This window comes from Flavobacterium aurantiibacter (assembly GCF_002251775.1).
Taxonomy (GTDB): Bacteria; Bacteroidota; Bacteroidia; order Flavobacteriales; family Flavobacteriaceae; genus Flavobacterium; species Flavobacterium aurantiibacter.
Map to the genome: position 1 here is coordinate 1 of NZ_NOXX01000206.1, position 23583 is coordinate 23583.

The 23583-nt window shown below is 42.3% G+C and carries 20 protein-coding genes; 19 read left to right on the forward strand and 1 reads right to left on the reverse strand.

Features of this window, described 5'->3' with window-relative positions; translation table 11 throughout:
- Positions 1–90: 90 nt before the first annotated feature.
- The gene (locus CHX27_RS10345; RefSeq protein WP_094486705.1) at positions 91–543 is read right to left on the reverse strand and encodes a 6-pyruvoyl trahydropterin synthase family protein; all 453 of its coding nucleotides are present in this window, start codon (positions 541–543) and stop codon (positions 91–93) included.
- 356 nt (positions 544–899) lie between these two features.
- Between CHX27_RS10345 and CHX27_RS10350 the strand changes: the two genes are divergently transcribed.
- From CHX27_RS10350 to CHX27_RS10440, 19 genes are all read left to right on the forward strand, one after another.
- Positions 900–3182, forward strand: coding sequence for an NADP-dependent malic enzyme (locus CHX27_RS10350; protein WP_094486706.1), 2283 nt, complete (start codon positions 900–902; stop codon positions 3180–3182).
- A gap of 158 nt (positions 3183–3340) precedes the next feature.
- Positions 3341–3925, forward strand: a complete 585-nt coding sequence (ruvA, locus tag CHX27_RS10355; RefSeq protein ID WP_094486707.1) for a Holliday junction branch migration protein RuvA — start codon at positions 3341–3343, stop codon at positions 3923–3925.
- The gene (sov, locus tag CHX27_RS10360) at positions 3926–11203 is read left to right on the forward strand and encodes a T9SS outer membrane translocon Sov/SprA (RefSeq protein ID WP_449403967.1); all 7278 of its coding nucleotides are present in this window, start codon (positions 3926–3928) and stop codon (positions 11201–11203) included.
- A gap of 48 nt (positions 11204–11251) precedes the next feature.
- On the forward strand, positions 11252–11632 hold the full coding sequence (gcvH, locus tag CHX27_RS10365; protein ID WP_094486708.1) for a glycine cleavage system protein GcvH: 381 nt from the start codon (positions 11252–11254) through the stop codon (positions 11630–11632).
- Positions 11633–11705: 73 nt separating this feature from the next.
- Positions 11706–12014 carry a VanZ family protein gene (locus tag CHX27_RS15930; RefSeq protein ID WP_394335697.1) on the forward strand — a complete coding sequence of 103 codons (309 nt, stop codon included), beginning with the start codon at positions 11706–11708 and terminating at the stop codon, positions 12012–12014.
- A gap of 65 nt (positions 12015–12079) precedes the next feature.
- Entirely contained in the window at positions 12080–12829 is a 750-nt protein-coding gene (gene deoC, locus CHX27_RS10375) for a deoxyribose-phosphate aldolase (protein ID WP_094486710.1), read from the forward strand.
- Positions 12829–14928: a gliding motility protein RemB gene (locus CHX27_RS10380; protein ID WP_094486711.1), complete on the forward strand. Its 2100-nt coding sequence runs from the start codon at positions 12829–12831 to the stop codon at positions 14926–14928. The genes deoC and CHX27_RS10380 overlap by 1 nt, the downstream gene beginning before the upstream one ends.
- A 258-nt stretch (positions 14929–15186) precedes the next feature.
- Positions 15187–16110, forward strand: a complete 924-nt coding sequence (cyoE, locus tag CHX27_RS10385) for a heme o synthase (RefSeq protein ID WP_094486712.1) — start codon at positions 15187–15189, stop codon at positions 16108–16110.
- Positions 16110–16688 carry a cytochrome c oxidase subunit 3 gene (locus CHX27_RS10390; RefSeq protein WP_094486713.1) on the forward strand — a complete coding sequence of 193 codons (579 nt, stop codon included), beginning with the start codon at positions 16110–16112 and terminating at the stop codon, positions 16686–16688. The genes cyoE and CHX27_RS10390 overlap by 1 nt, the downstream gene beginning before the upstream one ends.
- Before the next feature lie 43 nt (positions 16689–16731).
- The gene (locus tag CHX27_RS10395) at positions 16732–17763 is read left to right on the forward strand and encodes a cytochrome c oxidase subunit 3 (protein ID WP_094486714.1); all 1032 of its coding nucleotides are present in this window, start codon (positions 16732–16734) and stop codon (positions 17761–17763) included.
- A 12-nt stretch (positions 17764–17775) separates the two neighbouring features.
- A complete protein-coding gene (locus tag CHX27_RS10400; protein ID WP_094486715.1) occupies positions 17776–18126 on the forward strand; it encodes a cytochrome C oxidase subunit IV family protein in 351 nt (116 codons plus the stop codon).
- Between the two features lie 77 nt (positions 18127–18203).
- A complete protein-coding gene (locus CHX27_RS10405; RefSeq protein WP_094486716.1) occupies positions 18204–18842 on the forward strand; it encodes a hypothetical protein in 639 nt (212 codons plus the stop codon).
- The gene (locus CHX27_RS10410; RefSeq protein WP_094486717.1) at positions 18842–19516 is read left to right on the forward strand and encodes an SCO family protein; all 675 of its coding nucleotides are present in this window, start codon (positions 18842–18844) and stop codon (positions 19514–19516) included. The genes CHX27_RS10405 and CHX27_RS10410 overlap by 1 nt, the downstream gene beginning before the upstream one ends.
- 1 nt (position 19517) lies before the next feature.
- On the forward strand, positions 19518–20102 hold the full coding sequence (locus CHX27_RS10415) for a DUF420 domain-containing protein (protein WP_094486718.1): 585 nt from the start codon (positions 19518–19520) through the stop codon (positions 20100–20102).
- Positions 20092–20337, forward strand: a complete 246-nt coding sequence (locus CHX27_RS10420) for a hypothetical protein (protein WP_094486719.1) — start codon at positions 20092–20094, stop codon at positions 20335–20337. The genes CHX27_RS10415 and CHX27_RS10420 overlap by 11 nt, the downstream gene beginning before the upstream one ends.
- 52 nt (positions 20338–20389) lie before the next feature.
- Positions 20390–21532: an Mrp/NBP35 family ATP-binding protein gene (locus CHX27_RS10425; RefSeq protein WP_094486720.1), complete on the forward strand. Its 1143-nt coding sequence runs from the start codon at positions 20390–20392 to the stop codon at positions 21530–21532.
- An 11-nt stretch (positions 21533–21543) separates the two neighbouring features.
- The gene (locus tag CHX27_RS10430; RefSeq protein ID WP_094486721.1) at positions 21544–21798 is read left to right on the forward strand and encodes a NifU family protein; all 255 of its coding nucleotides are present in this window, start codon (positions 21544–21546) and stop codon (positions 21796–21798) included.
- Between the two features lie 153 nt (positions 21799–21951).
- Complete coding sequence (locus CHX27_RS10435) at positions 21952–23004, forward strand: NAD(P)/FAD-dependent oxidoreductase (protein WP_094486722.1); 1053 nt, start codon at positions 21952–21954, stop codon at positions 23002–23004.
- 12 nt (positions 23005–23016) lie between these two features.
- On the forward strand, positions 23017–23349 hold the full coding sequence (locus CHX27_RS10440) for a 2Fe-2S iron-sulfur cluster-binding family protein (RefSeq protein WP_094486723.1): 333 nt from the start codon (positions 23017–23019) through the stop codon (positions 23347–23349).
- Positions 23350–23583: the final 234 nt, after the last annotated feature.

The following is a 23583-nucleotide window of genomic DNA, read 5'->3' on the forward strand; positions in this document are numbered from 1 at the left end:
TACGCCATTAACAGACGTAGCGAATTCCTAATCGTGAAGAAGTAAGGATGATTTGACCGAATAAAAAAACCGACAATTAGTCGGTTTTTTTTATGCTTGATCGGCAGCGTACCATTCGGCGAAAGAAGTGCCGGTTTCTTGCAATTTTAACGAATGCAGTTCAATGTTTTGCGGCAGTCGCGCTTTAATACGAGCCGCAAAATCGATCACCATATTTTCGCTCGTCGGTTGATAATCGACCAACAAAACGTGGTGTTGCCGTTGAATTAACTCCGCCGCAAGTTCAACGTGTGGTGTATTCTTATTGAAAACGGTTGCATGATCGAACTGATCGACGATTTCTTCTTTTACGATGCGTTTTAAATCCGAAAAATCGATGACCATGCCAAACTTCACGTTATTTGGATCGGCAATGGGAACTCCAATTACGGTTACTGAAAGTTTGTAGCTGTGCCCGTGCACGTTCTTGCATTTTCCGTCGTAACCATATAGCGCATGGCCAGTTTCGAAGTTAAATTGTTTGGTAATTCTAATTTTTGACATGAATGGAAATCTGATTTTGCAAAAGTAGTTAATCTACAGTCGACAATTTCACGTGAACTCACAAAGGTTTTGCGATGCTGTTTTGGAAAACAAGACATTTTATGTTTGCGCACTTTCGTGGAAACGGATGCCCGCGCCACGGATAGCAGTGGAAAGCCCGGAAACACCTGTTGTAGCGGAGCAAAACGGGTGTTGAGGACTTGCAACGAATAGCCGGGCCGCTGCTTGGGAAAGGCTGGGGAGCGGGGCGCCCAAATAAAAAGAAAGGAAATACGAACATTTTTTTAAAATCAATCCTTTTAACTTTGATGTTTCGTTTGAGCCCTTACCTTTGCGCTGAACTATATCGTTTTCTTATGTCTGATTACAGCAAACGTCGAGCCGCTCTATTGTATCATGCAAAGCCGAAACCGGGCAAAATTGCAGTGGTACCCACCAAAAAATACGCTACACAACGCGATCTTTCTTTGGCCTATTCGCCAGGTGTAGCCGAGCCATGTTTGGAGATTGCAAAAGATATAGACAATGTGTATAAGTACACTGCGAAAGGAAACTTGGTTGCGGTAATAACCAACGGAACTGCAGTTTTAGGATTAGGAGATATCGGTCCGCAAGCCTCTAAACCCGTTATGGAGGGCAAGGCCTTGTTGTTTAAGATTTTTGCAGACATCGACGTATTTGATATTGAAATCGACACAAAAAATATCGACGAGTTTATCAATACCGTTAAAAACATAGCGCCCACATTTGGCGGTATTAATTTGGAGGACATCAAAGCACCGGAGTCGTTTGAAATTGAACGCCGCTTGGTGGAAGAACTCAACATTCCGGTGATGCACGACGACCAGCACGGAACGGCCATCATCTCGTCGGCTGCATTGCTAAATGCGTTAGAATTGGCTGGAAAATCGATTTCCGATATCAAGCTCGTTGTTTCTGGCGCAGGTTCGGCAGCCTTAGCTTGCGCGAATTTATACGTATTGTTGGGTGTGAAACCTGAAAATGTTGTGATGTTCGACAAAGACGGCGTTTTGAGTTCGGCACGTACTGATTTATCGGATTTGCAAAAAAGATACGCTTCGGCGACTCCAGGAACTACTTTGAAAGACGCGATGGTTGGTGCCGACGTATTTTTGGGATTATCAGCCGGGAATTTGCTTACGCCAGAAATGTTGTTGAGTATGGCTGCGGATCCGATTGTATTTGCGATGGCGAATCCGGTACCCGAAATCGATTACGACTTAGCCGTAGCAACTCGAGAAGACATTATTATGGCCACGGGTCGAAGCGATAATCCGAATCAGGTGAATAATGTTTTAGGATTTCCATACATATTTCGTGGCGCTTTAGATGTTCGAGCGACTAAGATAAACGAGGCTATGAAAATGGCGGCAGTTCGTGCGTTAGCAGCCTTAGCGAAAGAACCCGTTCCGGAACAAGTGAACATTGCTTATGGCGAAACGAAGCTAAATTTCGGAAGAGATTACATCATTCCGAAGCCGTTTGATCCGCGATTGATTGCAAAAGTAGCTCCGGCAGTAGCGCGTGCGGCGATGGAATCGGGCGTGGCAACACATCCGATTACCGATTGGCAACGCTACGAAGATGAGCTTTTAGAGCGTTTGGGTAGCGACAATAAGATGGTTCGTTTGTTGATGAACCGCGCAAAAATGGATCCGAAACGTATTGTTTTTGCGGAAGCCGATCATTTGGATGTTTTGAAAGCGGCACAAATTGTTTACGAAGAGAAGATTGGACATCCGATATTGCTAGGTAATAAAGAAGTTATTTTGGAATTGAAATCGGAAATTGGATTTGATGCCGATGTGCCGATCTACGATCCGAAAACAAAAGAAGAAGACGTGCGCCGCTTGCGATATGCCGATATTTATTGGAAATCGCGCCAACGTAGAGGCATACAACTACTCGATGCCCAAAAGTGGATGCGGGAACGCAATTACTTTGCGGCGATGATGGTGAATGAAGGCGATGCCGATGCTTTGGTAACCGGATATTCGCGCAGCTATCCGTCGGTTATCAAGCCGATGATGCAATTAATAGACAAGGCGCCTGGTATTTCGTTAATTGCTACTGCGAATATGATGATGACAAATCGCGGGCCGATGTTTTTATCGGATACGGCGATTAATCCGAACCCAAGTGCAGACGATTTGGCGAAAATTGCTTTGATGACGGCTCGCACTGTTCGCATGTTTGGTATGGAGCCGGTTATAGCGATGATTTCGTTTTCGAATTTTGGTTCTTCGGCTCATGGAAGCGCTGCTAAAGTTCGCGAGGCCGTGGCGTATCTGCATAATTACTATCCGGATTTGATTATTGATGGCGAAATTCAAACAGATTTTGCTTTGAATTCTGAAATGTTAGAAAAGAAGTTTCCGTTTTCAAAACTCGCGGGAAAAAAAGTAAATACGCTGATTTTCCCGAATTTGGAGTCGGCTAACATCACTTACAAGCTATTAAAAGAGTTGTACGATGTTGATTCGGTGGGCCCAATTATTTTAGGGATGGACAAGCCGGTACACATTTTTCAGTTGGGTGCCAGCGTCGAGGAAATGGTAAATATGGCTGCTGTTGCTGTAGTGGATGCGCAGGAAAAAGAAAAACGCAAAAAGCGCTAATTTCAGGATTTCTTCAGTCAGATAACAAGTCTAAAAAGTTCGTTATTTGCTATTGCTGATATAAAATAGCCTTGTGTGTCGGTTAAATACGCAATTTGACCTTTGATTTTAAGCCTTTTTTAAGATTTTTGCTACATTTGAGCGCTGACTCTGACACCATGATTGCTCAAATACAAGGGAAACTGATTGAAAAGCTGCCAACCGAAGTGGTTATTGACTGTAATGGCGTTGGTTATCAAGTCAATATATCGCTTCACACCTATTCCTTGATTCAAGATTCCGAATATATTAAACTCTATACACATCTTCAGATAAAGGAAGACGCGCATACTTTGTTTGGTTTTTTCGAAAAATCGGAACGCGAGATTTTCAAAATGTTGATATCAGTCAACGGAATTGGTGCCGGAATTGCAAGAACGATGCTTTCGTCGATCGAGCCGAAACGAATTATCGAAGCTATAGGCTCGGGTGATGTGGCTACGATTCAGCGCATAAAGGGAATTGGGGTAAAAACAGCTCAGCGTGTAATCATTGATTTGCGCGATAAGGTGTTAAAATTATACGATATCGACGAAGTTTCCGTTTCGCAAAACAATACAAAACGAGATGAAGCGTTATCAGCATTGGAAGTTTTGGGCTTTAACAAAAAGTTAGCAGAAAAAGCACTCGAAAAGATTGTTTTTGAACAGCCCGATGCAAATGTGGAGACTTATATCAAACAGGCTTTAAAAATATTATCGTAGTTGGAAAAGAAATTTCTGAAGAAATCAGAATACCTATATAAATTATTGCTTTTGCTAGCAATACTTTTCTCTTCACAGAACGCTGTATCGCAGGTTGATGAAGAGGAAAACGAACAAGTGCGCGACACTGTTGGATATAATTCGGGAAAAATTGATCTCGGAAATCCACCAAGCATTGTAGAACTCTATACTTACGACCCAAAAACCGATCGCTACGTGTATACGAATACCGTTGGAGGTTTTGATATAACTCTTCCTTTGGTTTTGACGCCGAAAGAGTACGAAGACCGAGTTTTGAAAGAATCGATGAAAAAGTACTTTCGAGAAAAGGGAAAAGCACTTGAAGATCGTCCCGGCAGTGAAGACGAAAAGAAAAATTTGCTGCCAACTTACTACGTAAACTCCAGTTTTTTTGAAACTATTTTTGGAAGTAACACGATTGACGTGAAGCCGACAGGATCAGTTGAAATGGACATGGGTGTTCGTTTCACCCGACAAGACAATCCGGCGTTTTCTCCAAGGAACAGACAAGCCATTGCGTTTGATTTTCAGCAGCGTATTAGCATGGCTTTAAATGGAAAGGTAGGTACTCGACTTAACGTAAATGCCAACTACGACACCCAATCAACTTTTGCGTTTCAAAATTTAATCAAGCTCGAATACACGCCTACCGAAGACGATATCTTGCAAAAAATAGAAGTAGGTAACGTGAATCTACCACTAAATACCTCGCTAATAAAAGGTGCGCAGAGTTTATTTGGTGTGAAAGCACAGTTCCAATTTGGAAGAACAACTGTTACCGGGGTTTTCTCTGAGCAAAAATCACAAACCAGACAAGTTACCGCGCAAGGCGGAGGCACTCTTCAAGACTTCGACCTTTTTGCCTTAGATTACGATAACGATCGACACTTCTTCTTGTCGCAGTATTTTAGAAATCGCTACGATGCTGCGATGCGAAATTATCCGGTTTTAGATACGCGTATTCAAATTACACGTATCGAAGTCTGGGTAACCAATCGTCAGAATCGAGTAAGTTCTACAGAGAACAACTTGCGAAATATCGTTGCGCTTCAAGATTTAGGTGAAGCGCAATTAAGCGGTTTACAAGACAATGAAGTCGTTTATCTCGATCCGCTTCCCTCTGGCTTTTTCACCGCGGCACCAAATACCCCACCAGATAACAACAACAACCGTTTCGATCCTGCTTTAATCGGATCTGGCGGTTATCTTACAGATGCCATTCGAGAAATAAGCACTACGAGTCCGAATCAAGCTTTTAATATTCCTGGTGTTGTCGTTGCTGAAGGTCAGGATTATGCGAAATTGGAAAACGCGCGCAAACTAACTTCAAACGAATATACCTTTCATCCGCAGTTGGGTTACATTTCCTTACAACAGCGATTGAATAACGACGAAGTCTTAGCCGTAGCGTATGAATTTACCAGTGGTGGAGAAGTTTTTCAGGTTGGAGAATTCGCAAATGGCGGTGTAGAATCAACGGTTGTCGACGGGCAGAATCCAGAAACACAAGTAGTTTCTACTCAAAGTTTGGTTTTAAAGATGTTGAAAAGCAACCTCACTAATGTGGAAAACGAGTTGCAAAATGGGCAACGATTAACCGCTCCTGTATGGAATTTGATGATGAAAAACATCTATCAAATTGCTCCTGGAGGTCAGTTAGAACAAGAAGATTTCCGCTTCAACATCTTGTATTCAGACCCTTCACCTTTAAACTACATTACAGCAGCCGGAACTTTACCGCTTCCCGACGATGTTGAACGAACACCACTTCTTAAGGTTTTCAATATAGATCGTTTAAACGTAACAAACGACCCACAAGTTGGAGGCGACGGATTTTTCGACTTTATACCAGGATTGACTGTCGATACACAAAATGGGCGCATCATTTTTACAACAGTAGAACCTTTTGGTGAATTCTTATTTAAGAAACTTGCTACGACAACCGGAACGGAAAATTACAACGATCCAGCTACTTATAACAGCAATCAGGCGAAATACGTTTTCAGAACTATGTATCGCAGCACACAAGCAAGAGCGCTACAGGATAGTGATAAAAACAAGTACGAGCTTCGAGGTCGATATAAATCGACTGCCGGCGACGGTATTGCCATTGGTGCCTACAACGTGCCGCGTGGATCTGTTGTCGTAACAGCAGGTGGTCGTGTCTTGCAAGAAGGGATTGATTATTCGGTGAATTATCAATTAGGACGCGTTCAGATTTTGGATCCGTCTTTAGCAGCAGCGAACACACCGATACAGATCTCCGTTGAAAACAATTCTGTATTTGGACAGCAAACACGCCGATTTATGGGAATTAACGTTGAACACAAATTCAGCGATAAATTCCTTGTTGGAGCTACTTTCTTAAAAATGACTGAACGTCCGTTCACACAAAAATCCAATTACGGACAAGAATCGGTTAACAACTCCATCTACGGAGCAAACGTAAACTATGCCACTGAAGTACCTTTCTTAACGCGCTTGGTAAACAAATTGCCGAACATGGATACCGATGCGCCATCAAACATTTCGTTCCGTGGAGAATTTGCGTATCTAAAGCCCGACACGCCGAAAGCCGATCAGTTTGAAGGAGAGGCAACTTTGTATGTCGACGATTTTGAAGGTTCGCAAACAACAATCGACATGAAAGGTCCGCTTGCCTGGTCGTTATCCAGCGTTCCGCAAGACAGCACAGACCCTAACAATCCGTTCGACTTTAACGGAGAATTGAGTGACAATTTAGAGTATGGTTATAAACGTGCTAAACTCTCGTGGTATACCATCGACCCCATATTTTTTACTAGCCAACGCCCGGGAGGTTTAACAGACGCCGATTTATCTCTTAATAAAACACGCCGCGTTTACATCGACGAGGTTTTCCCAGAAGTTGATGTTGCTGATGGTCAGCAAACGGTAATCAATACACTGGATTTAACGTATTACCCAACCGAAAGAGGTCCTTACAACTACAACCCATCGGCAAACGGATCTAATACGCTTCCCAACCCAGAGCAAAATTTTGGAGGAATCACTCGCGCAATTACTTCCACTAATTTTGAGCAAAGTAACGTCGAGTACATTCAATTTTGGATCATGGACCCTTATTATCGCGGTAGTGGAGCACCTGCCGATTTCGATAGCGAGAATCCGCTTAATACGGGAAAATTATTCTTCAACCTGGGAGAAATTTCTGAAGATGTGCTTCGAGACGGCCGTAAACAATACGAAAACGGATTACCTGAAAGTGGAAGTACACAAAATACGATCACCTCTGCATGGGGTCGAATTCCGGCATCGCAGTCGTTAATTTATGCGTTTGATACCAACGAAGCCAATCGAGCGGTGCAAGATGTTGGTTATGATGGTTTAGAAGATAAAGATGAAAATGTTCGGTTTACAAGTTTCGCTGCCACCGGCGATGCATCTGCGGATAACTATCAATTTTATTTAAGTGCAGAAGGAGACGTTCTGGAACGCTACAAAAATTACAACGGTTTAGAAGGCAATTCGCCTGTTTCAGTTTCAGATAATAACCGAGGAAATACCACTATTCCTGATGTTGAGGACATCAATAGAGATAATACGATGAATACTATCGACGCATATTTTCAGTATGCTGTTGATATTCGACCCAATATGCCTGTCGGCGAAGGATACATCACTGACGAACGTATCACCGTTGGTCGTATACCTCAGGGATCACAATCGGGAACAATTCCCGTTCGCTGGATTCAATTAAAAATTCCGATTGATCAAGGAGCCAATACAGTTAAGGTTGGACCTATCGAAGACTTCCGCGCCATTCGTTTCATGCGTATGTTTTTGACTGGATTCTCAGAAGATATAACTATTCGATTTGCAACGCTTGATCTTGTTCGTGGCGAATGGAGACGTTATACGGCTACTTTAGATCCACTTGATGACAATCCAGATAACGACCAGACCAACTTCGATGTTCAGGCCGTGAATGTTCAAGAGAATGGCGATAAAAAACCAATAAACTACGTAACGCCTCCTGGTGTAAGTAGAGAACAGTTGTTTAACAACAACACGGTTGTTCGCCAAAACGAGCAATCATTGGCTTTGCGCGTGTACGGCAATGGTTTGGAAGAAAACGACTCCCGAGCGGTTTTCAAAAACGTAAGTGTAGATATGCGTCAATTCAATAAGTTGAAAATGTTCTTGCATGCAGAAGCGCTACCTATTGAATCGCCAGACTACAAGCCACTACCTGATCGAAAAATGATTGGTTTTATTCGTTTTGGAAACGACTTTACCCAAAATTATTATCAAGTTGAATTACCACTTAAAGTTTCAGTTCCTGAAAATCCGAACGGAAACTTAGCCGCCGAATTAGTTTGGCCGCAAGAAAATGAAGTAGACCTAAACTTAAGTTTACTGACAAAACTAAAAGTCTTGGCATTACAAAACCCAAGTGGCGCTGTCGATGGAGTTTACTCTTTAAATGAATCAGAACTCGATCCATCATTAGCTGGAAAAGTCAATGAAATGCGAATTAGCGTGAAAGGAAATCCAAATTTTGGTTTGGTGCGAACACTGATGGTGGGTGTTAAAAATAATCCCGAAGTTGTAGCCGTGTCGGGTAACGAAATTGTGGGAGAAGTTTGGTTTAACGAATTGCGTTTAGCCGAAATGGATAACCAAGGAGGTATGGCAGCCGTTGCTAGCTTGGATGGTAATTTAGCAGATTTCGCAACAATTTCAGCAACCGGACGTATGTCGACCATTGGTTTCGGTTCCCTGGAAGACGGTCCGAATGAACGCAGTCGGGAAGATATCCGACAGTATAATATCGTTACGAACATCAATGTCGGGAAATTACTTCCTAAAAAATGGGGTGTAAACATTCCGTTTAACTACGGCGTTGGAGAGGAAATAATTACTCCAGAATACGATCCGTTCAATCAAGATATTAAATTGGATCAGCTTATCGACGCGACTGCAGATCAGGCCGAACGCGACAACATTCGCGAACGTGCCATCGAGTACACGAAAACTAAGAGCATTAACTTTATTGGAGTTAAGAAAGAACGTGCACCCGAACAAAAACAACGTATTTACGATGTTGAAAACCTCACGCTTGGTTACTCATTTAACGAAACGAAACGCCACGATTACGAAATCGAAGATTACCTCGATCAGCAAGTTAGAACGACCGCCGATTACTCGTACACTTTTCAATCGAAACCTGTAGAACCGTTCAAGAAAATCAAGTTCATGTCGAAAAGCAGTTATTGGAAACTATTGAGCGATTTCAATTTCAATTACTTACCCACAAACATTAACTTCAGTTCAACAGTACTTAGACAATACAACCGACAACAGTTCAGACAAGTTGATGTGCAAGGAATTGGTTTAGATCCGCTTTTCCGAAGAAATTTCTTGTTCAATTACCAATACGGATTTAACTACAACATCACCAAAAACCTAAAGGTAAACTATCAAGCTTCGAACAGCAATTTGGTTCAGAATTTCCTTCAAGCCGATGGCACACCTATCGAAAATTTCTCTATTTGGCAAGATTTCTTGAACGTGGGTGAAGCCAATACACACAACCGGCAACTTACCGTCAATTACGAATTGCCTTTAAGCAAATTGCCGTTCTTGAGTTTCTTGAAATCGTCGTACACCTATACCGGCGATTACCAATGGCAACGCGCATCGGAAGCGCTTCAAGCCTTTACCGATGTAAACGGACTTACCTACAACTTAGGTAACACCATTCAAAACAATAGCGCGCATCGTTTAAATACGACATTAAACATGGACTTGTTTTACCGTTATATTGGTCTTACTGGTAAAAAAACCAAACAACCTACGAAACCTGCAGCCGCCCCAAAACCGGGAGAGAAAGTTGTTGCTCAAAAAGCGGCCGTTCAAAATGAGCGTGGTGTTTTCATGACCGGATTAATTGGAGTGCTTACCAGCGTCAAAAATGTTCAAGTCAACTACACAGAAACAGCAGGTACCATTTTACCAGGCTATTTACCCGGTTTGGGATTCTTCGGAAGTAGTAAGCCTAGTTTAGGTTTCGTGTTCGGTAGTCAGGCCGATGTTCGCTACGAAGCGGCTAAAAACGGATGGTTAACCAACTATCCAGATTTTAACGGAAACTACTCTCAGGTGCTTTCAAAAACGATCGATGCTACTGCTAACATCGACTTATTCCCAGATTTTAAAATCGACTTAGTAGCAAACCGCACCTACGTAAATAACCAAAGTGAACAGTTCGACGTTAGCGACGGAAATTACACCCCGCGTGCTCCTTACGAATTTGGAAACTTTTCCATTTCAACCAACCTGATTCGCACGGCTTTTTCAAAAAGCGACGAAACAAGTTCTGCAGCTTTCGATGACTTTAGAGAAAATCGATTGATTGTTGCGCAACGTTTAGCGGCTCAGCGCGGTCTTGACCCAACCGACGTTGATGCCGATGGTTTCCCAAGCGGCTATGGAAAAAATAGCCAACAAGTTCTTTTACCCGCATTCATGGCTGCCTACGTGGGTCAAGATGCTCGCGATGTTTCTTTGAGTCCGTTTAGAGACTTCCCAATCCCAAACTGGAACATCAAGTACAGCGGTTTGATGCGTTACAAATTTTTTAAAGACCGATTTAAACGCTTTAGTTTACAACACGGGTATCGCGCTTCGTACACCATTAACGCCTTCCGTTCGAACTTCGAATACGATAACAATCCGAACGGTTTAGATGCGGGCGGAAATTTCTTCTCTAGAACCATTATCTCTAACATCAACTTGGTGGAGCAATTTAATCCACTGATTAAAATTGATATGGAAATGCAAAATTCGATGAAAGTAACCGCCGAATTGAAAAAAGACCGCGCCCTCTCGTTGAGTTTCGACAACAACTTGCTTACTGAAGTGCAGGGAATGGAATACATCATTGGATTAGGGTACCGAATTAAAGATGTTATTTTTAACTCTGCGCTTGCAGATAACCCAACAGGTGTAATTAAATCCGATATAAATTTACGAGCCGATTTCACCTTGAGAAACAACAAAACGATCGTTCGCTATCTCGATTACGACAACAACCAACTCGGTGGCGGGCAAAATCTTTGGAACCTAAAATTAACCGCCGACTATTCGTTTAGCAAAAATTTCACTGCGATTTTCTTCTACGATCACTCGTTTTCGAAAGCAGTTATCTCTACCGCGTTCCCTATTACAAACATTCGCTCCGGATTTACACTCAGATATAACTTCGGAAATTAGAAAACATCCGCAGATTTGATACTTTTGTAGAAATTAAAACAACACCTCATGAACATACCTTCTAATTTACGTTACACGAAAGATCACGAATGGGCAAGTATTGATGGCGACATCGTTACTGTTGGAATTACCGACTTTGCTCAAAAAGAACTCGGTGATATTGTTTACGTAGAAGTTGAAACCCTCGACCAAACTTTGGCTAAAGACGAAGTTTTCGGAACTGTGGAAGCTGTAAAAACAGTTTCGGATTTGTTCCTTCCTATTTCTGGAGAAATTATTGCATTTAATGACAAACTGGAATCGGATCCAGAGCTCGTTAATACTGATCCGTACGGCGATGGTTGGATGATTAAAATTAAAGTTGAGAATCCGTCCGACTTTGAAACACTACTCAGCGACACCGATTATAAAGCATTGATTGGCGCCTAAAATCATAAAAAGTGTACCCGCAATATTGTGGAGTGCCGTAGTTTTGTACCTCTGTTTAACTGACGTTACCGGTTTGCCGCACGTTAAGATTTACGAGTTCGACAAGCTATCGCACTTCACTTTTCATTTCATATTTACTGCGCTTTGGTTTTTCGCTTTCGCAGAGTGGAAACCAGAAAAATCTAAGAGTAGTCATTTAAAAAAGGCTGCACTATTATCGTTTAGCTACGGCCTTATTATTGAGTTTTTACAGCACTATTGCACTGTAGGCAGACATGGCGATTGGCGCGATGTTGTGGGAAACAGCTTCGGAACAATTGCTTTTATTCTTTGTTATAACATATTTCGGCGCTTAAAACAACGAAAGCAAACCGCTTCTTAAGCAGAGATCGATCTCAAAAAATGATTTAGTACCTTTAGCAACGACACGAAAACGCTTCTGTACAAATGAACGAAACTCAATTCGCATCGTTTTTGGATGCTACTTTTCTTAAAAGACCGAGCGACTTTTCCGATGAAGTTGCCTACCGATCTGCGTTTACTACATTTCTAGAAGAATCAAAACAAGCGAGCGTAAAAACAGTTGTGGTGTATCCAAACGAACTTACAACCACCATAAAGTACTTTTCTAAAGATACGAACCGCCCGATTTTCGCAACTGTTATCGATTTTCCACTTGGGAATAGCAGTACGCAAGATAAATTGAATGCTTGTCGCGAAGCATTTTCGCTTGGCGCGGAAGAAGTTGATGTGGTATGCAATTACCATTTACTACACGAAGGCGAAACGGCTGCTTTTTATTCAGATATTTTTCAAGTAATCGACTTAGTGCATGTAGCAGGAAAGACGAGTAAGATTATATTAGAGACTGCAGCTATCGATCCTGCTACGTTGATAAAAGTAGTTTCAAAGATCAAACAGTATTGCGTGGATCGCTTTCATGAAAACGATTTGCACCGAATTTTTCTGAAAACATCGACAGGATTTTATCAAGCGGCCGCAACTGCTAGTTCTGGTGCAACTCGCGAAACGGTAGCCATTTTATTAGAAAACGGATTTCCACTTCCGGTGAAAGCCTCCGGCGGAATTCGTACTTTTGAACAAGCACACCAATACATTAAAATGGGTGTTAAACGCATAGGAACTTCTGCTGCTTTGCAGTTGGTTAACCAAGAAAAAATTACTTCTGATTACTGATGAGAAAGTATTACTCGATTGTTTTTATTACCATATTTTGCTTGAGTTTTCAATTTGTAACTGCGCAAGATCGCGATCGCGTTCCGTTGTTTCCATCTTGTGAGAACTTAGAGCTAGCCGAGCAAAAAAATTGTTTCAATCAAACCTTGCAAACTTTTGTAAGCGATAATTTTCAAATTCCAGAGGCCATTAAAACCGCCGGATACCGAGGAACTGTTACCGTATTGTTTGCTGTAGATACCGAAGGAAAAGCGCAATTTCTTTTTGCCGATGCCGTTTATCCCGAACTCATTCAAGAAGCTAAACGAGTGATAGGAATGTTGCCCACGCTAAAACCGGGCGTTAACAACGGAAAACCAGCATATCAAAAATTTACCTACAAAATTCGCATTCCGTTAAATGAAGTTACCCCAGAGGAAACAAAAGAAGGAATTGACCGTTCGTTTCGACTGGACCTGCAAAAAAAATCGAACGAACTCGACAGTATTAAGTCGCTACCTTTTAACAATCCGCAGTTTACTAGCAAATTAAATATTCCGTTCTCACACTTTTATTACAGTTGGTTCGACAAATCGTTAAACCAAATGGGCACTAACAATCACACGGGGTCGAAGCCCTATACTTACGCAGAGGTTTCCAAGTATTTCGACATTCAGGCTGCTACGGTAGCGATGAAAAAAGATCGCAAAGGTTGGTGGGGACGCAAATTCTGGAACGAGAATTTCTTTGAGTTTCAAGGTAAAGATTATTGGTTTACCCTCAATCCGTTTGTGGATTTACGCATGGGTCGAACAAACGATTTCGACAACAATTCGACTTTTCAAAATACCCGTGGCGTGCAGCTCCAAGGTGGTTTGGGGAAAGCGATTGTTTTTACCACCTCGATCTATGAGAGTCAGGGTCGGTTTGCTGGTTTTTACAACGCTTATGCAGAATCGATCGCGCCTTCTGGAGGAGATCCGGCAATTATTCCCGGCGTTGGCATTGCCAAACGTTTTAAAACCGACTCATACGACTTTCCGTCGGCTGAGGCGATTATTACCGTTACGCCCTCGGATTTTATCGACTTGCAATTGGGTTACGGGAGAAATTTCTTGGGCGATGGTTACCGATCGTTATTACTCTCCGACGGCGCCTCACCCTATCCGTTCATCAAAGTGAATACGCGCTTTTGGAAAATAAAGTACACCAATACGTATTTGTTTCTGAAAGATGTGCGGCCAGAAGTTACCCAAGAACGCACCTACGCCAGTAAGTACATGGCCAACCATTATTTGAGTTGGAACGTATCAAACCGCCTCAATTTGGGATTCTTTGAATCGGTTGTTTGGACGAATTCGAACGGACGCGGATTTGATTCGAATTTTATAAATCCGATTATATTTTATCGTTCGGTGGAGTTTACCTCGTCGGCGCGCAGCGGAAATGCCGTTTTGGGCTTAACGGCCAAATACAAATTCAACAATGCGGTTACGGGTTATGGGCAATTTATCTTAGACGAATTTGCTTTGGGCGATATTCAGGAACAAAACAAAAGTTGGCGCAACAAATACGGTTATCAATTAGGCGTGAAGTATTTCGATGCGTTTAAAATTAAAGGTTTGAACTTACAAGCTGAATACAACCGATTGCGTCCGTATGTGTATCAACACAGCGATCCGTTAACAAATTACGGACATAACAATCAAGCTTTGGGGCACCAATGGGGCGCGAATTTAGAAGAATTAGTGCTTATTGGGCGTTACCAAAAAGGCCGTTATTTTGGCGAAGCGAAACTCAATTTCGGTATTCGTGGTTTGGATTTTGAAACTGATACTGACAATTTTAATTATGGCGGCGATCCGTATAAGAATTACAACACCGACCGACCGTTTGATACTAATGTATTGGTTGGACAAGGAAACAAAACCGATTTGTTTATCGGTGAATTACAGGCCGGTTATATTGTAAATCCGGTGACGAATTTAAAAGCATTTGCACATTTGATGGTACGTAACTTTAGTCCGGAAACAGAGACGTTGACCGTAAAGTCGTTACAAACTACTTGGTTTTCGTTGGGAATTCGTGCCGACTTATTTAATATGTATTTCGATTATTAGACTTTTATCGTACGGACGGCTGTTGCGCAACTGATTGAGCGGATTAGCCCGCAGCACTTGGCGAGGCTACGAGCCACGATGCGAGGACTATGAGCGAAAGCAGGACGGCAAAACCGTAAGGAAGTACTTGCAGGAGTTGTTTTGCCGGTGCGCCCAAAAAATAGAAAGGCTTATTAACGAACTATTTCGAATTGTTATTCGGTTAAATTGAAAATGCTGACTTATCTTTGCGCACCCGTAGCGGTCTAGATAGCCATCATGCAAACACAGGCAGAGAAACAAAACATTTTTACAGTTAAAGCGCTTTTCTTCGATTTTAAAGAAATTACCAAAGCCGGTTTGGCTGTAAGTGTTGTTTTTTCAAGTGTTGCCGGATTCTTGCTGGGAATTGAAACCGTTAATTTACAGACCTTTTACACCTTAATTTTGTTGGCAATTGGCGGCTACTGCATGGTGGGAGCCAGTAATGCGTACAACCAAATTATTGAAAAAGATTTGGATGCGTTGATGGATCGTACAAAGAACCGACCGATTCCGTCTGGCCGCATGTCGGTTACCAAAGCGTTTATTGTGGCCACGCTGATGACGCTACTTGGGCTGGTAATCTTGTATTCGATTAACGAGCAAACGGCCATGTTTGGTGCGATTTCGATTTTCTTGTACACCTGTGCCTATACGCCTTTAAAAACTATAACGCCGCTTTCGGTTTTTGTGGGTGCTTTTCCGGGAGCTATCCCGTTTATGTTGGGTTGGGTTGCCGCAACTGGGCATTTTGGAATTGAAGCAGGAACCTTGTTTTTAATTCAATTTTTCTGGCAATTTCCTCACTTTTGGGCAATTGGCTGGTTTTTATACGACGATTACCAGAAGGCGGGCTGTTTTATGTTGCCGAGTGGAAAACGAGACCAGTCGACCGCCACACAAACGATATTATACACCATTTGGTTGATTGTTGCGAGTTTATTACCAGCAGTTTTACCTTATGTGGCTCCGCTTTCGAAGTTGTATCTAAGTATTCCGGCGGCTGTAGTTACGCTGGTGTTAGGCGGTTGGATGCTTATGGCGGCAATTAACTTGTATAAGCTACGCACGGCGCAAGCAGCAAAGAAATTGATGCTGGTAAGTGTGGGTTATATTACGCTATTGCAATTTGTTTATGTCATCGATAAATTTTTGAGATAATGGAAAAAGCAGATTTGACTTACGATGAAAAATCGGCCCGATCGAAGAAGTTACTCCTGTGGTTTGCGATCATTAGTATGGTGATGGTTTTTGCCGGATTAACGAGTGGATTTATTGTTAGTAAATCGCGTCCTGATTGGAAGCCGGTTGAATTGCCGGTACATTTTGTATACAGTACAATAATTATGGTTATTAGTTCGCTTACTTTTTGGTTTGCGAAGAAGAGCATAGCTGCGAATCAGTTGCAAAAAACTACTGTTTTTTTGGCGGTTACGCTTGTTTTAGGCGTTTTATTTGTGACGCAGCAGTTTGAAGGATTTAATGAAATGGTGGCCAACGGGCAGTTTTTAACGGGGCCGACGAGTAATATTACCTCACAATTCTTGTATGCTTTTGTTATGGTGCACTTGGCGCACTTGGCTGGAGGCTTGCTTTCGTTGGTGGTTACCCTTGTAAATCAGCTACGTGGAAAATATAGTGCTGGCAATTACTTGGGAATAGAGTTAAGTTCAATGTTTTGGCACTTTCTCGACTTTCTTTGGCTTTATCTGTTTTTCTTTTTGTATTTCGTCAAATAAGAAAAAACCGTACATTTGGGAACTTTTTAACTAACACTCTTATATGGATGCGACAGTAACTACACCAGGTAGTGTGGGTCAGAAAACTTGGGGCGGCGGTAACGAGCCAATGTCTGCAAGTTACGGGAAATTGATGATGTGGTTTTTCATCGTTTCGGATGCGTTAACTTTTTCTGGATTCCTTGCAGCTTACGGTTTTTCCAGATTTAAATTTATTGAGACTTGGCCTTTAGCAGACGAGGTGTTTACACACTTTCCGTTTCTACACGGCGTAACCGCACCGATGTATTATGTAGCGTTAATGACGTTTATTCTTATCTTCTCGTCGGTAACTATGGTACTGGCAGTTGATGCAGGTCATCAAATGAATAAGAAGAAAGTGACGTTTTACATGTTCCTTACCATTATTGGTGGTTTAATCTTTGTGGGTTCTCAAGCTTGGGAGTGGAAAAACTTCATTAAGGGAGAATACGGAGCGATAGAAACAAAAGGCGGTAGTTTGTTGCAGTTTGTCGACAACACCGGAAAGCGTTTGTCGTTGGCTGAAGTGGCACAATCGTTGCCAAAAGAGCGTGAAACGTTAACACGCAACAAAGGAGTGTGGTTTATGAAAGAATCTGAACTTCCAACTTATTCTGTAGAAGAAGTTCAAGCTGGATTTGCTGCCAATCCAAATATTTTAATCCGAACTGAAGTTATCTATCAAGATACACCTGCAAACAGAGCAGATAAAACCTTACAACCTGGACTTCAAAAAGCGAAACACAAGAAAATCTTAACTCGTGCAGAGTCTGAGAAAATGCTTGCAAACGCGAAGTACGTGGTGGAAGGTGCAAACTTGGTTCGCAACGAATACGGAAGCAAACTTTTTGCAGACTTCTTCTTCTTCATCACTGGATTCCACGGTTTCCACGTATTCTCGGGTGTAATCATTAACATCATTATTTTCTTTAATGTGTTGTTAGGTACATACGAGCGTAGAGGAACTTACGAAATGGTAGAAAAAGTTGGACTTTACTGGCACTTCGTTGACTTGGTTTGGGTATTCGTATTTACAGTATTTTACTTGGTTTAAAAACATTAGAAAATGGCACACGAGCACGTTTCAAATACAAAAAGAATTTGGTTTGTTTTCGCACTTTTATCTGTGGTAACAACCGTAGAAGTTATCTTGGGTATCATTAAACCAGAAAGTTTATTGCACACCAATGCGCTAGGCATGAATTTGCTAAACTGGGTTTTCTATATCTTAACCATCGTTAAAGCGTACTACATTGTTTGGGCGTTTATGCACATCGAAGGTGAAAAAGCTAGTTTGCGCTGGTCGGTTGTTGCACCCGTAATTTTCCTTGTTCTCTATTTGTTATTCATCCTTTTGGTGGAAGCGAATTATATCTTTGAAATCTTCAGAGATTCGACCATTAAATGGAATTTTTAACAACATATTATATCATGTAAAAAGGTATGCTTTGGCATACCTTTTTTATTTTTGTATCCATCTGAGCTTCGCGTAAAATGAAGAAAAATGTAGTTCTTTTTGTTCTGTTTGTCTTGCCCATTGTAGCATACCTGTTTTTTGCATCGGGAGTGAACAGCTTTACTAAATTACCCACTTTAAAAACAGCTGTAGCAGAGCTCCCAGATTGGAAAACAACAGTCAAACAACCTGTAAAGCTTACAGGGAAAATTACTGTGATTGCTTTTCCCGGTGCGCAGTTACTCAAACATCGAGGTAATTTTTTTAATCTAAATGAGAAAATCTACCGCCGCTATTTCGAGTTTAAAGATTTGCAGTTCGTATACGTTTGCCCTACCGAGACTCAAGACGAAGTTGCTGCTATTTTCACCGCGTTAAAACCTACCACCAACCTTTCCGGCTACAAGACAGTATTTGCTTCGCAGGAAGAGATTAAACGTTATTTCGAATCGTACGGAATTACAGAAAAGTTAGATTCGTATGCCGGAACCGATAAAGTGTTCTTGATTGATAAAGATCGAAACCTCCGCGGAAGAAAAGACGACGACGAGTACAAGGAAGGTTATTCAACCTTTTACCCATCGGAATTGAGCAACGAAATGCTCGACGATTTTAAAATTCTAATCTACGAGTACCGAGCGGCACTTAAAAAGAACTTGCCTAAACGTCAAATCTAATGAAGAACAAATCATACATCGGAATTGCTTTTGTGATTCTCATTTTTGGGATTTGGGCCGTGCCAAAAATCGTTAACCGGTACCAAAATAGCGATGTTGTTAAGAACGACCGCCTTAACGTTGCCAATATTGATCGTAAAGCAACCAACGTTTTGAAAATCGGACCTGCACCAAAATTCAGCTTCAAAAATCAAAACGAACAAGTCGTTGATAACAAATCGCTCGAAGGAAAGATATACCTCGTCGAATTTTTCTTTACTAAATGTCCAACGATTTGTCCGGTTATGAACAAAAACATGCGTCAGATCGACAGTACATTTGCCAATAGAAAAGATTTCCAGATTGTTTCGGTGAGCATCGATCCCGAAAACGACACTTTCGACGTACTGAAAAAACACGCGGAAAAGCTCGGCGCATCGGAAAACTGGAACTTTGTTCGTGCTGATAAAGCATATACTTTCGAGGTAGCTACACGCGGTTTTAACCTCTATGCGGGTCAAAACAACAAGGTTGCTGGCGGTTTCGAACATTCCGGGCTTTTTGCGCTAGTCGATAAAAATGGAAATATTAAAAGCCGAACCGATGATTTTGGAAACCCAATTGTTTACTACGACGGACTTTCCGCAAAAGCAGTTAATGAACTAATAACCGACATCAAAACGCTTCTAAACTAACATGGAAAATACCTCTGCAGAGAAAAAATACAACATTTGGATTGCCGTATTATCAATAGCCATACCCGTTGTCGTTGCTCTTTTATTTAGTGTAAAACTCAGCGATTTTGGCATACACGTGAAACCTTTCTCGTTTCTGCCGCCAATCTACGCCGGAATTAACGGACTAACAGCAGTGCTTCTCGTTACCGCCGTTTTTGCAATTAAGAACGGAAATCGCACTTTACACGAACGCCTCATGAAAACAGCTATCGCGTGTTCCGTTGCTTTTCTAGGTATGTATGTAGCCTATCACAGCAGCGCTGAAAGCACGAATTTTGGGGACACTAACCACGACCAAATACTATCAGAAGCTGAAATTCAAGCCGTAGGGTTTGTGCGTTATGTGTACTATTTTATCTTGCTGACACACATTGCTTTATCGGTAATTATCATCCCATTTGTTCTGCTAACGTATGTGCGAGCCATCAGCAATAATTTCGCGCGACACAAAGCACTGGCTAAAATTACCTTCCCCATGTGGCTGTATGTTGCCGTTACTGGAGTGATTATTTACCTCATGATTTCACCGTATTATGCGAACTAAATTAGTTTTTGCTGCCTTGTTGTTGTCAACGCTAAGTGCTCAAGCACAGTGCGCCATGTGTCGTGCGGTATTAGAAACCGAAGACGGCGCCGAAAAAGCAGCAGCTGTTAACGACGGAATCGTATATCTTATGGCATTTCCCTACATTTTGGTTGGCGCCATCGGGTACATCATTTATAAAAATCGACAAAAAAGTGCTGCGCAACGAAAAATGCAGCACCACGAAATTCAATAACAAATTGGTTTAAATCCCTAAGCACAAGTATCTTTGTGCGGTTCAACGCTTTATGAAACTAGATAGAAAAGAAATACTCAACGTACTCGAAACCATCACCATAGCCGGAGAAGGAAAAAACATGGTAGAAAGTGGTGCAATAACTAACGTACTCACGTTCGGCAACGAAGTGGTTGTCGATGTAACCCTTGCCTCGCCCGCCCTGCACATCCGTAAACGCGCCGAGGACGACATCAAGAAAATTCTTACCGAACGCTTTGGTGAAGAAGTAATCGTAAAAGTAAATACCAAAGTTGTTCAACCCGAAAAGCCAACACAAGCTCCGATAAAAGGAAACGAATTGCCAGGTATTTCAAACATCGTTGCTGTTGCCAGCGGAAAAGGTGGTGTTGGAAAATCGACCGTAACGGCAAACTTAGCAGTAACCTTGGCGAAAATGGGATTTCGTGTTGGAGTACTCGACGCCGATATTTACGGACCATCCATGCCCATTATGTTCGATGTAGAACACGAAAAACCCATTTCGATAGACGTAGACGGACGTTCGAAAATGAAACCGATTGAAGCCTATGGCGTAAAATTACTGTCTATTGGCTTCTTTACTTCGCCCTCGCAAGCCGTTATTTGGCGCGGACCAATGGCTTCCAAAGCTTTAAACCAAATGATTTTCGACGCCAATTGGGGCGAACTCGATTTCCTATTAATCGATTTGCCTCCGGGAACCGGCGATATTCACCTTTCCATTTTACAAGCGCTGCCAATCACAGGTGCCGTAGTCGTAAGTACACCACAGGCCGTGGCGCTTGCCGATGCCAAAAAAGGTGTTTCCATGTTCCTGTCGGATGCCATTAAAGTACCCGTTCTTGGAATCATTGAGAACATGGCATACTTTACGCCAGCAGAACTGCCTGAAAATAAATACTATATCTTTGGACAAGATGGTGCGCGCAATTTAGCCGCCGATCTTGACGTGCGTTTCCTTGGCGAAGTGCCACTGATTCAAAGCATTCGCGAAGCCGGCGATTACGGTCGCCCCGCAGCTTTGCAAACCAACTCGCATGTCGAGTACATTTACGAAGAAATTACTAAGAATGTGGTTGAAGAAACCGTTCTTAGAAACGAAAATTTACCACCAACCGAAGCCGTTAAAATTACTACGATGGCAGGCTGCTCGGCGGTTAAGAAAACTTCTTAAAGAACACAAACATGACAGCAATACAAAACTCAGAAGAATTAAAAAACAGCGTGGAAAGCGCACTCGCGGAAATCAGACCCTTTTTGAATTCCGACGGTGGCGACATAAAACTCATCTCCATTGACGATGACAAACACGTAACCGTAAAGCTCGAAGGGGCTTGCACGCATTGCAGTGTAAACCAAATGACACTCAAAGCTGGCGTGGAAACCACAATTAAAAAGTGGGCGCCCCAAATTGAGACGGTTGTTAATATTAGTGCTTGATTTTTTTGGGGGTGCCCACCCTCCGTACCTCCGGGCGGTCGGGCTTTCCGCTGCAATCTGCTACTCCTTGCGTCGTAGCAGGATTTACGCTTCAATCCCTCACCCAAATACGTTACCGAAATACGTAACCAAATAACGTAGCTTAAAAGAAAAATGATTCAAACGGATTTGCTTATCATCGGAGCCGGACCCACAGGTTTATTCGCCGTGTTCGAAGCCGGTTTGCTTAAAATAAAATGCCACCTCATCGATGCCTTGCCGCAAATTGGTGGGCAGCTTTCGGAGTTGTATCCCAAAAAACCCATCTTCGATATTCCGGGTTATCCCGAAGTATTGGCGGGCGATTTGGTTACCAACCTCATGGAGCAAATCAAGCAATTTCAACCCGGTTTTACTCTAGGCGAAAAAGCCGAACACATCGAAAAGTTAGAAGACGGATCGTTTATCGTTACCACCGATGCCGGAACCCAACACCACGCCAAAGCCATTGCTATTGCTGGCGGTTTGGGTAGTTTCGAACCGCGCAAACCCGTACTCGAAAACCTCGAATTTTACGAAAATAAAGGTGTCGAATACTTCGTGAAAAATCCAGAGAAATTTCGCGACAAAAAAGTAGTTATTGCCGGAGGTGGCGATTCGGCCTTGGATTGGAGTATCTTTCTTGCAAACGTTGCCGAAGAAGTAACGCTTATTCACCGACGTAACGAATTTAGAGGTGCGCTCGACAGTGTTGAGAAAGTTCAAGAGTTAAAAAACTTAGGTAAAATTAAACTCATAACGCCAGCCGAAGTTGCGCAGTTACACGGTGCGGAAAAACTCGAAGCTATTACCATAGACGAAAACGGAAGTCAGCGCAACATTGTTTGCGATTACCTCATTCCGTTATTTGGACTTACTCCCAAACTCGGACCTATTGCAAATTGGGGTTTGGAAATTGAGAAAAACGCGATAAAAGTGAACAATGCACTCGACTACCAAACCAACATCAAAGGTATTTATGCTATTGGCGATGTAAACACCTATCCAGGCAAATTAAAACTGATTTTGTGCGGTTTTCATGAAGCTACGTTAATGTGTCAAAGTGTATATCAAATACTCAATCCGGGTAAGAAATACGTAATGAAATACACGACCGTTTCGGGAATCGACGGCTTTGACGGCAGCCGAAAAGAAGCAGAAAAAGCTGTTGTAAAAGCCATCGACTAAATTCGAACGAGCATGGAAAACGAAATTACCTTACACATTACCGATCGCGAGGGTGTTACGCACACGCTTGCTGTTCCGACCGATATGAATATGAATTTGATGGAAGTAGTTCGTGCGTACGAATTAGCTCCCGAAGGAACCATTGGTATTTGCGGCGGTATGGCCATGTGCGCTTCGTGTCAATGTTACGTACTAAACGACGTTGAGTTGCCCGAAAAATCGGATGAAGAAGAGGCCATGCTGAGCGAGGCTAATTTCGTTAAAGACAACAGTCGGTTAGGATGCCAAATACACATTACACCCGAAATTGCTGGTTTGGCTGTTGCACTTGCGCCGGAAGAATAAACGTTTGAACGTATTTTCTGCGTAAGCGATTGCAGTGAAAACAAAAGGCGACGCCTGCCCAATTTTTGTTTTTGAAAATGGGCGACTCAAAGAAGCCGATTTTAAAATATTAAGAAATAGGCAAGCGCCGCCTTTTTTTGGAACGGAAAGCGCGACGGCGGGCGTAAGGACGTTTCGTTTGTTGCCAAAAATTACCCGCCGATACGCCCATATAAAACCGACAACCATAAAAAA

Excerpts from the sequence above, each read along its gene's own strand:
- CHX27_RS10345 (WP_094486705.1), bottom strand. The coding sequence starts at position 543 with ATGTCAAAAATTAGAATTACCAAACAATTTAACTTCGAAACTGGCCAT.
- CHX27_RS10350 (WP_094486706.1), top strand. The coding sequence starts at position 900 with ATGTCTGATTACAGCAAACGTCGAGCCGCTCTATTGTATCATGCAAAG.
- ruvA (WP_094486707.1), top strand. The coding sequence starts at position 3,341 with ATGATTGCTCAAATACAAGGGAAACTGATTGAAAAGCTGCCAACCGAA.
- gcvH (WP_094486708.1), top strand. The coding sequence starts at position 11,252 with ATGAACATACCTTCTAATTTACGTTACACGAAAGATCACGAATGGGCA.
- deoC (WP_094486710.1), top strand. The coding sequence starts at position 12,080 with ATGAACGAAACTCAATTCGCATCGTTTTTGGATGCTACTTTTCTTAAA.
- CHX27_RS10380 (WP_094486711.1), top strand. The coding sequence starts at position 12,829 with ATGAGAAAGTATTACTCGATTGTTTTTATTACCATATTTTGCTTGAGT.
- cyoE (WP_094486712.1), top strand. The coding sequence starts at position 15,187 with ATGCAAACACAGGCAGAGAAACAAAACATTTTTACAGTTAAAGCGCTT.
- CHX27_RS10390 (WP_094486713.1), top strand. The coding sequence starts at position 16,110 with ATGGAAAAAGCAGATTTGACTTACGATGAAAAATCGGCCCGATCGAAG.
- CHX27_RS10395 (WP_094486714.1), top strand. The coding sequence starts at position 16,732 with ATGGATGCGACAGTAACTACACCAGGTAGTGTGGGTCAGAAAACTTGG.
- CHX27_RS10400 (WP_094486715.1), top strand. The coding sequence starts at position 17,776 with ATGGCACACGAGCACGTTTCAAATACAAAAAGAATTTGGTTTGTTTTC.
- CHX27_RS10405 (WP_094486716.1), top strand. The coding sequence starts at position 18,204 with ATGAAGAAAAATGTAGTTCTTTTTGTTCTGTTTGTCTTGCCCATTGTA.
- CHX27_RS10410 (WP_094486717.1), top strand. The coding sequence starts at position 18,842 with ATGAAGAACAAATCATACATCGGAATTGCTTTTGTGATTCTCATTTTT.
- CHX27_RS10415 (WP_094486718.1), top strand. The coding sequence starts at position 19,518 with ATGGAAAATACCTCTGCAGAGAAAAAATACAACATTTGGATTGCCGTA.
- CHX27_RS10420 (WP_094486719.1), top strand. The coding sequence starts at position 20,092 with ATGCGAACTAAATTAGTTTTTGCTGCCTTGTTGTTGTCAACGCTAAGT.
- CHX27_RS10425 (WP_094486720.1), top strand. The coding sequence starts at position 20,390 with ATGAAACTAGATAGAAAAGAAATACTCAACGTACTCGAAACCATCACC.
- CHX27_RS10430 (WP_094486721.1), top strand. The coding sequence starts at position 21,544 with ATGACAGCAATACAAAACTCAGAAGAATTAAAAAACAGCGTGGAAAGC.
- CHX27_RS10435 (WP_094486722.1), top strand. The coding sequence starts at position 21,952 with ATGATTCAAACGGATTTGCTTATCATCGGAGCCGGACCCACAGGTTTA.
- CHX27_RS10440 (WP_094486723.1), top strand. The coding sequence starts at position 23,017 with ATGGAAAACGAAATTACCTTACACATTACCGATCGCGAGGGTGTTACG.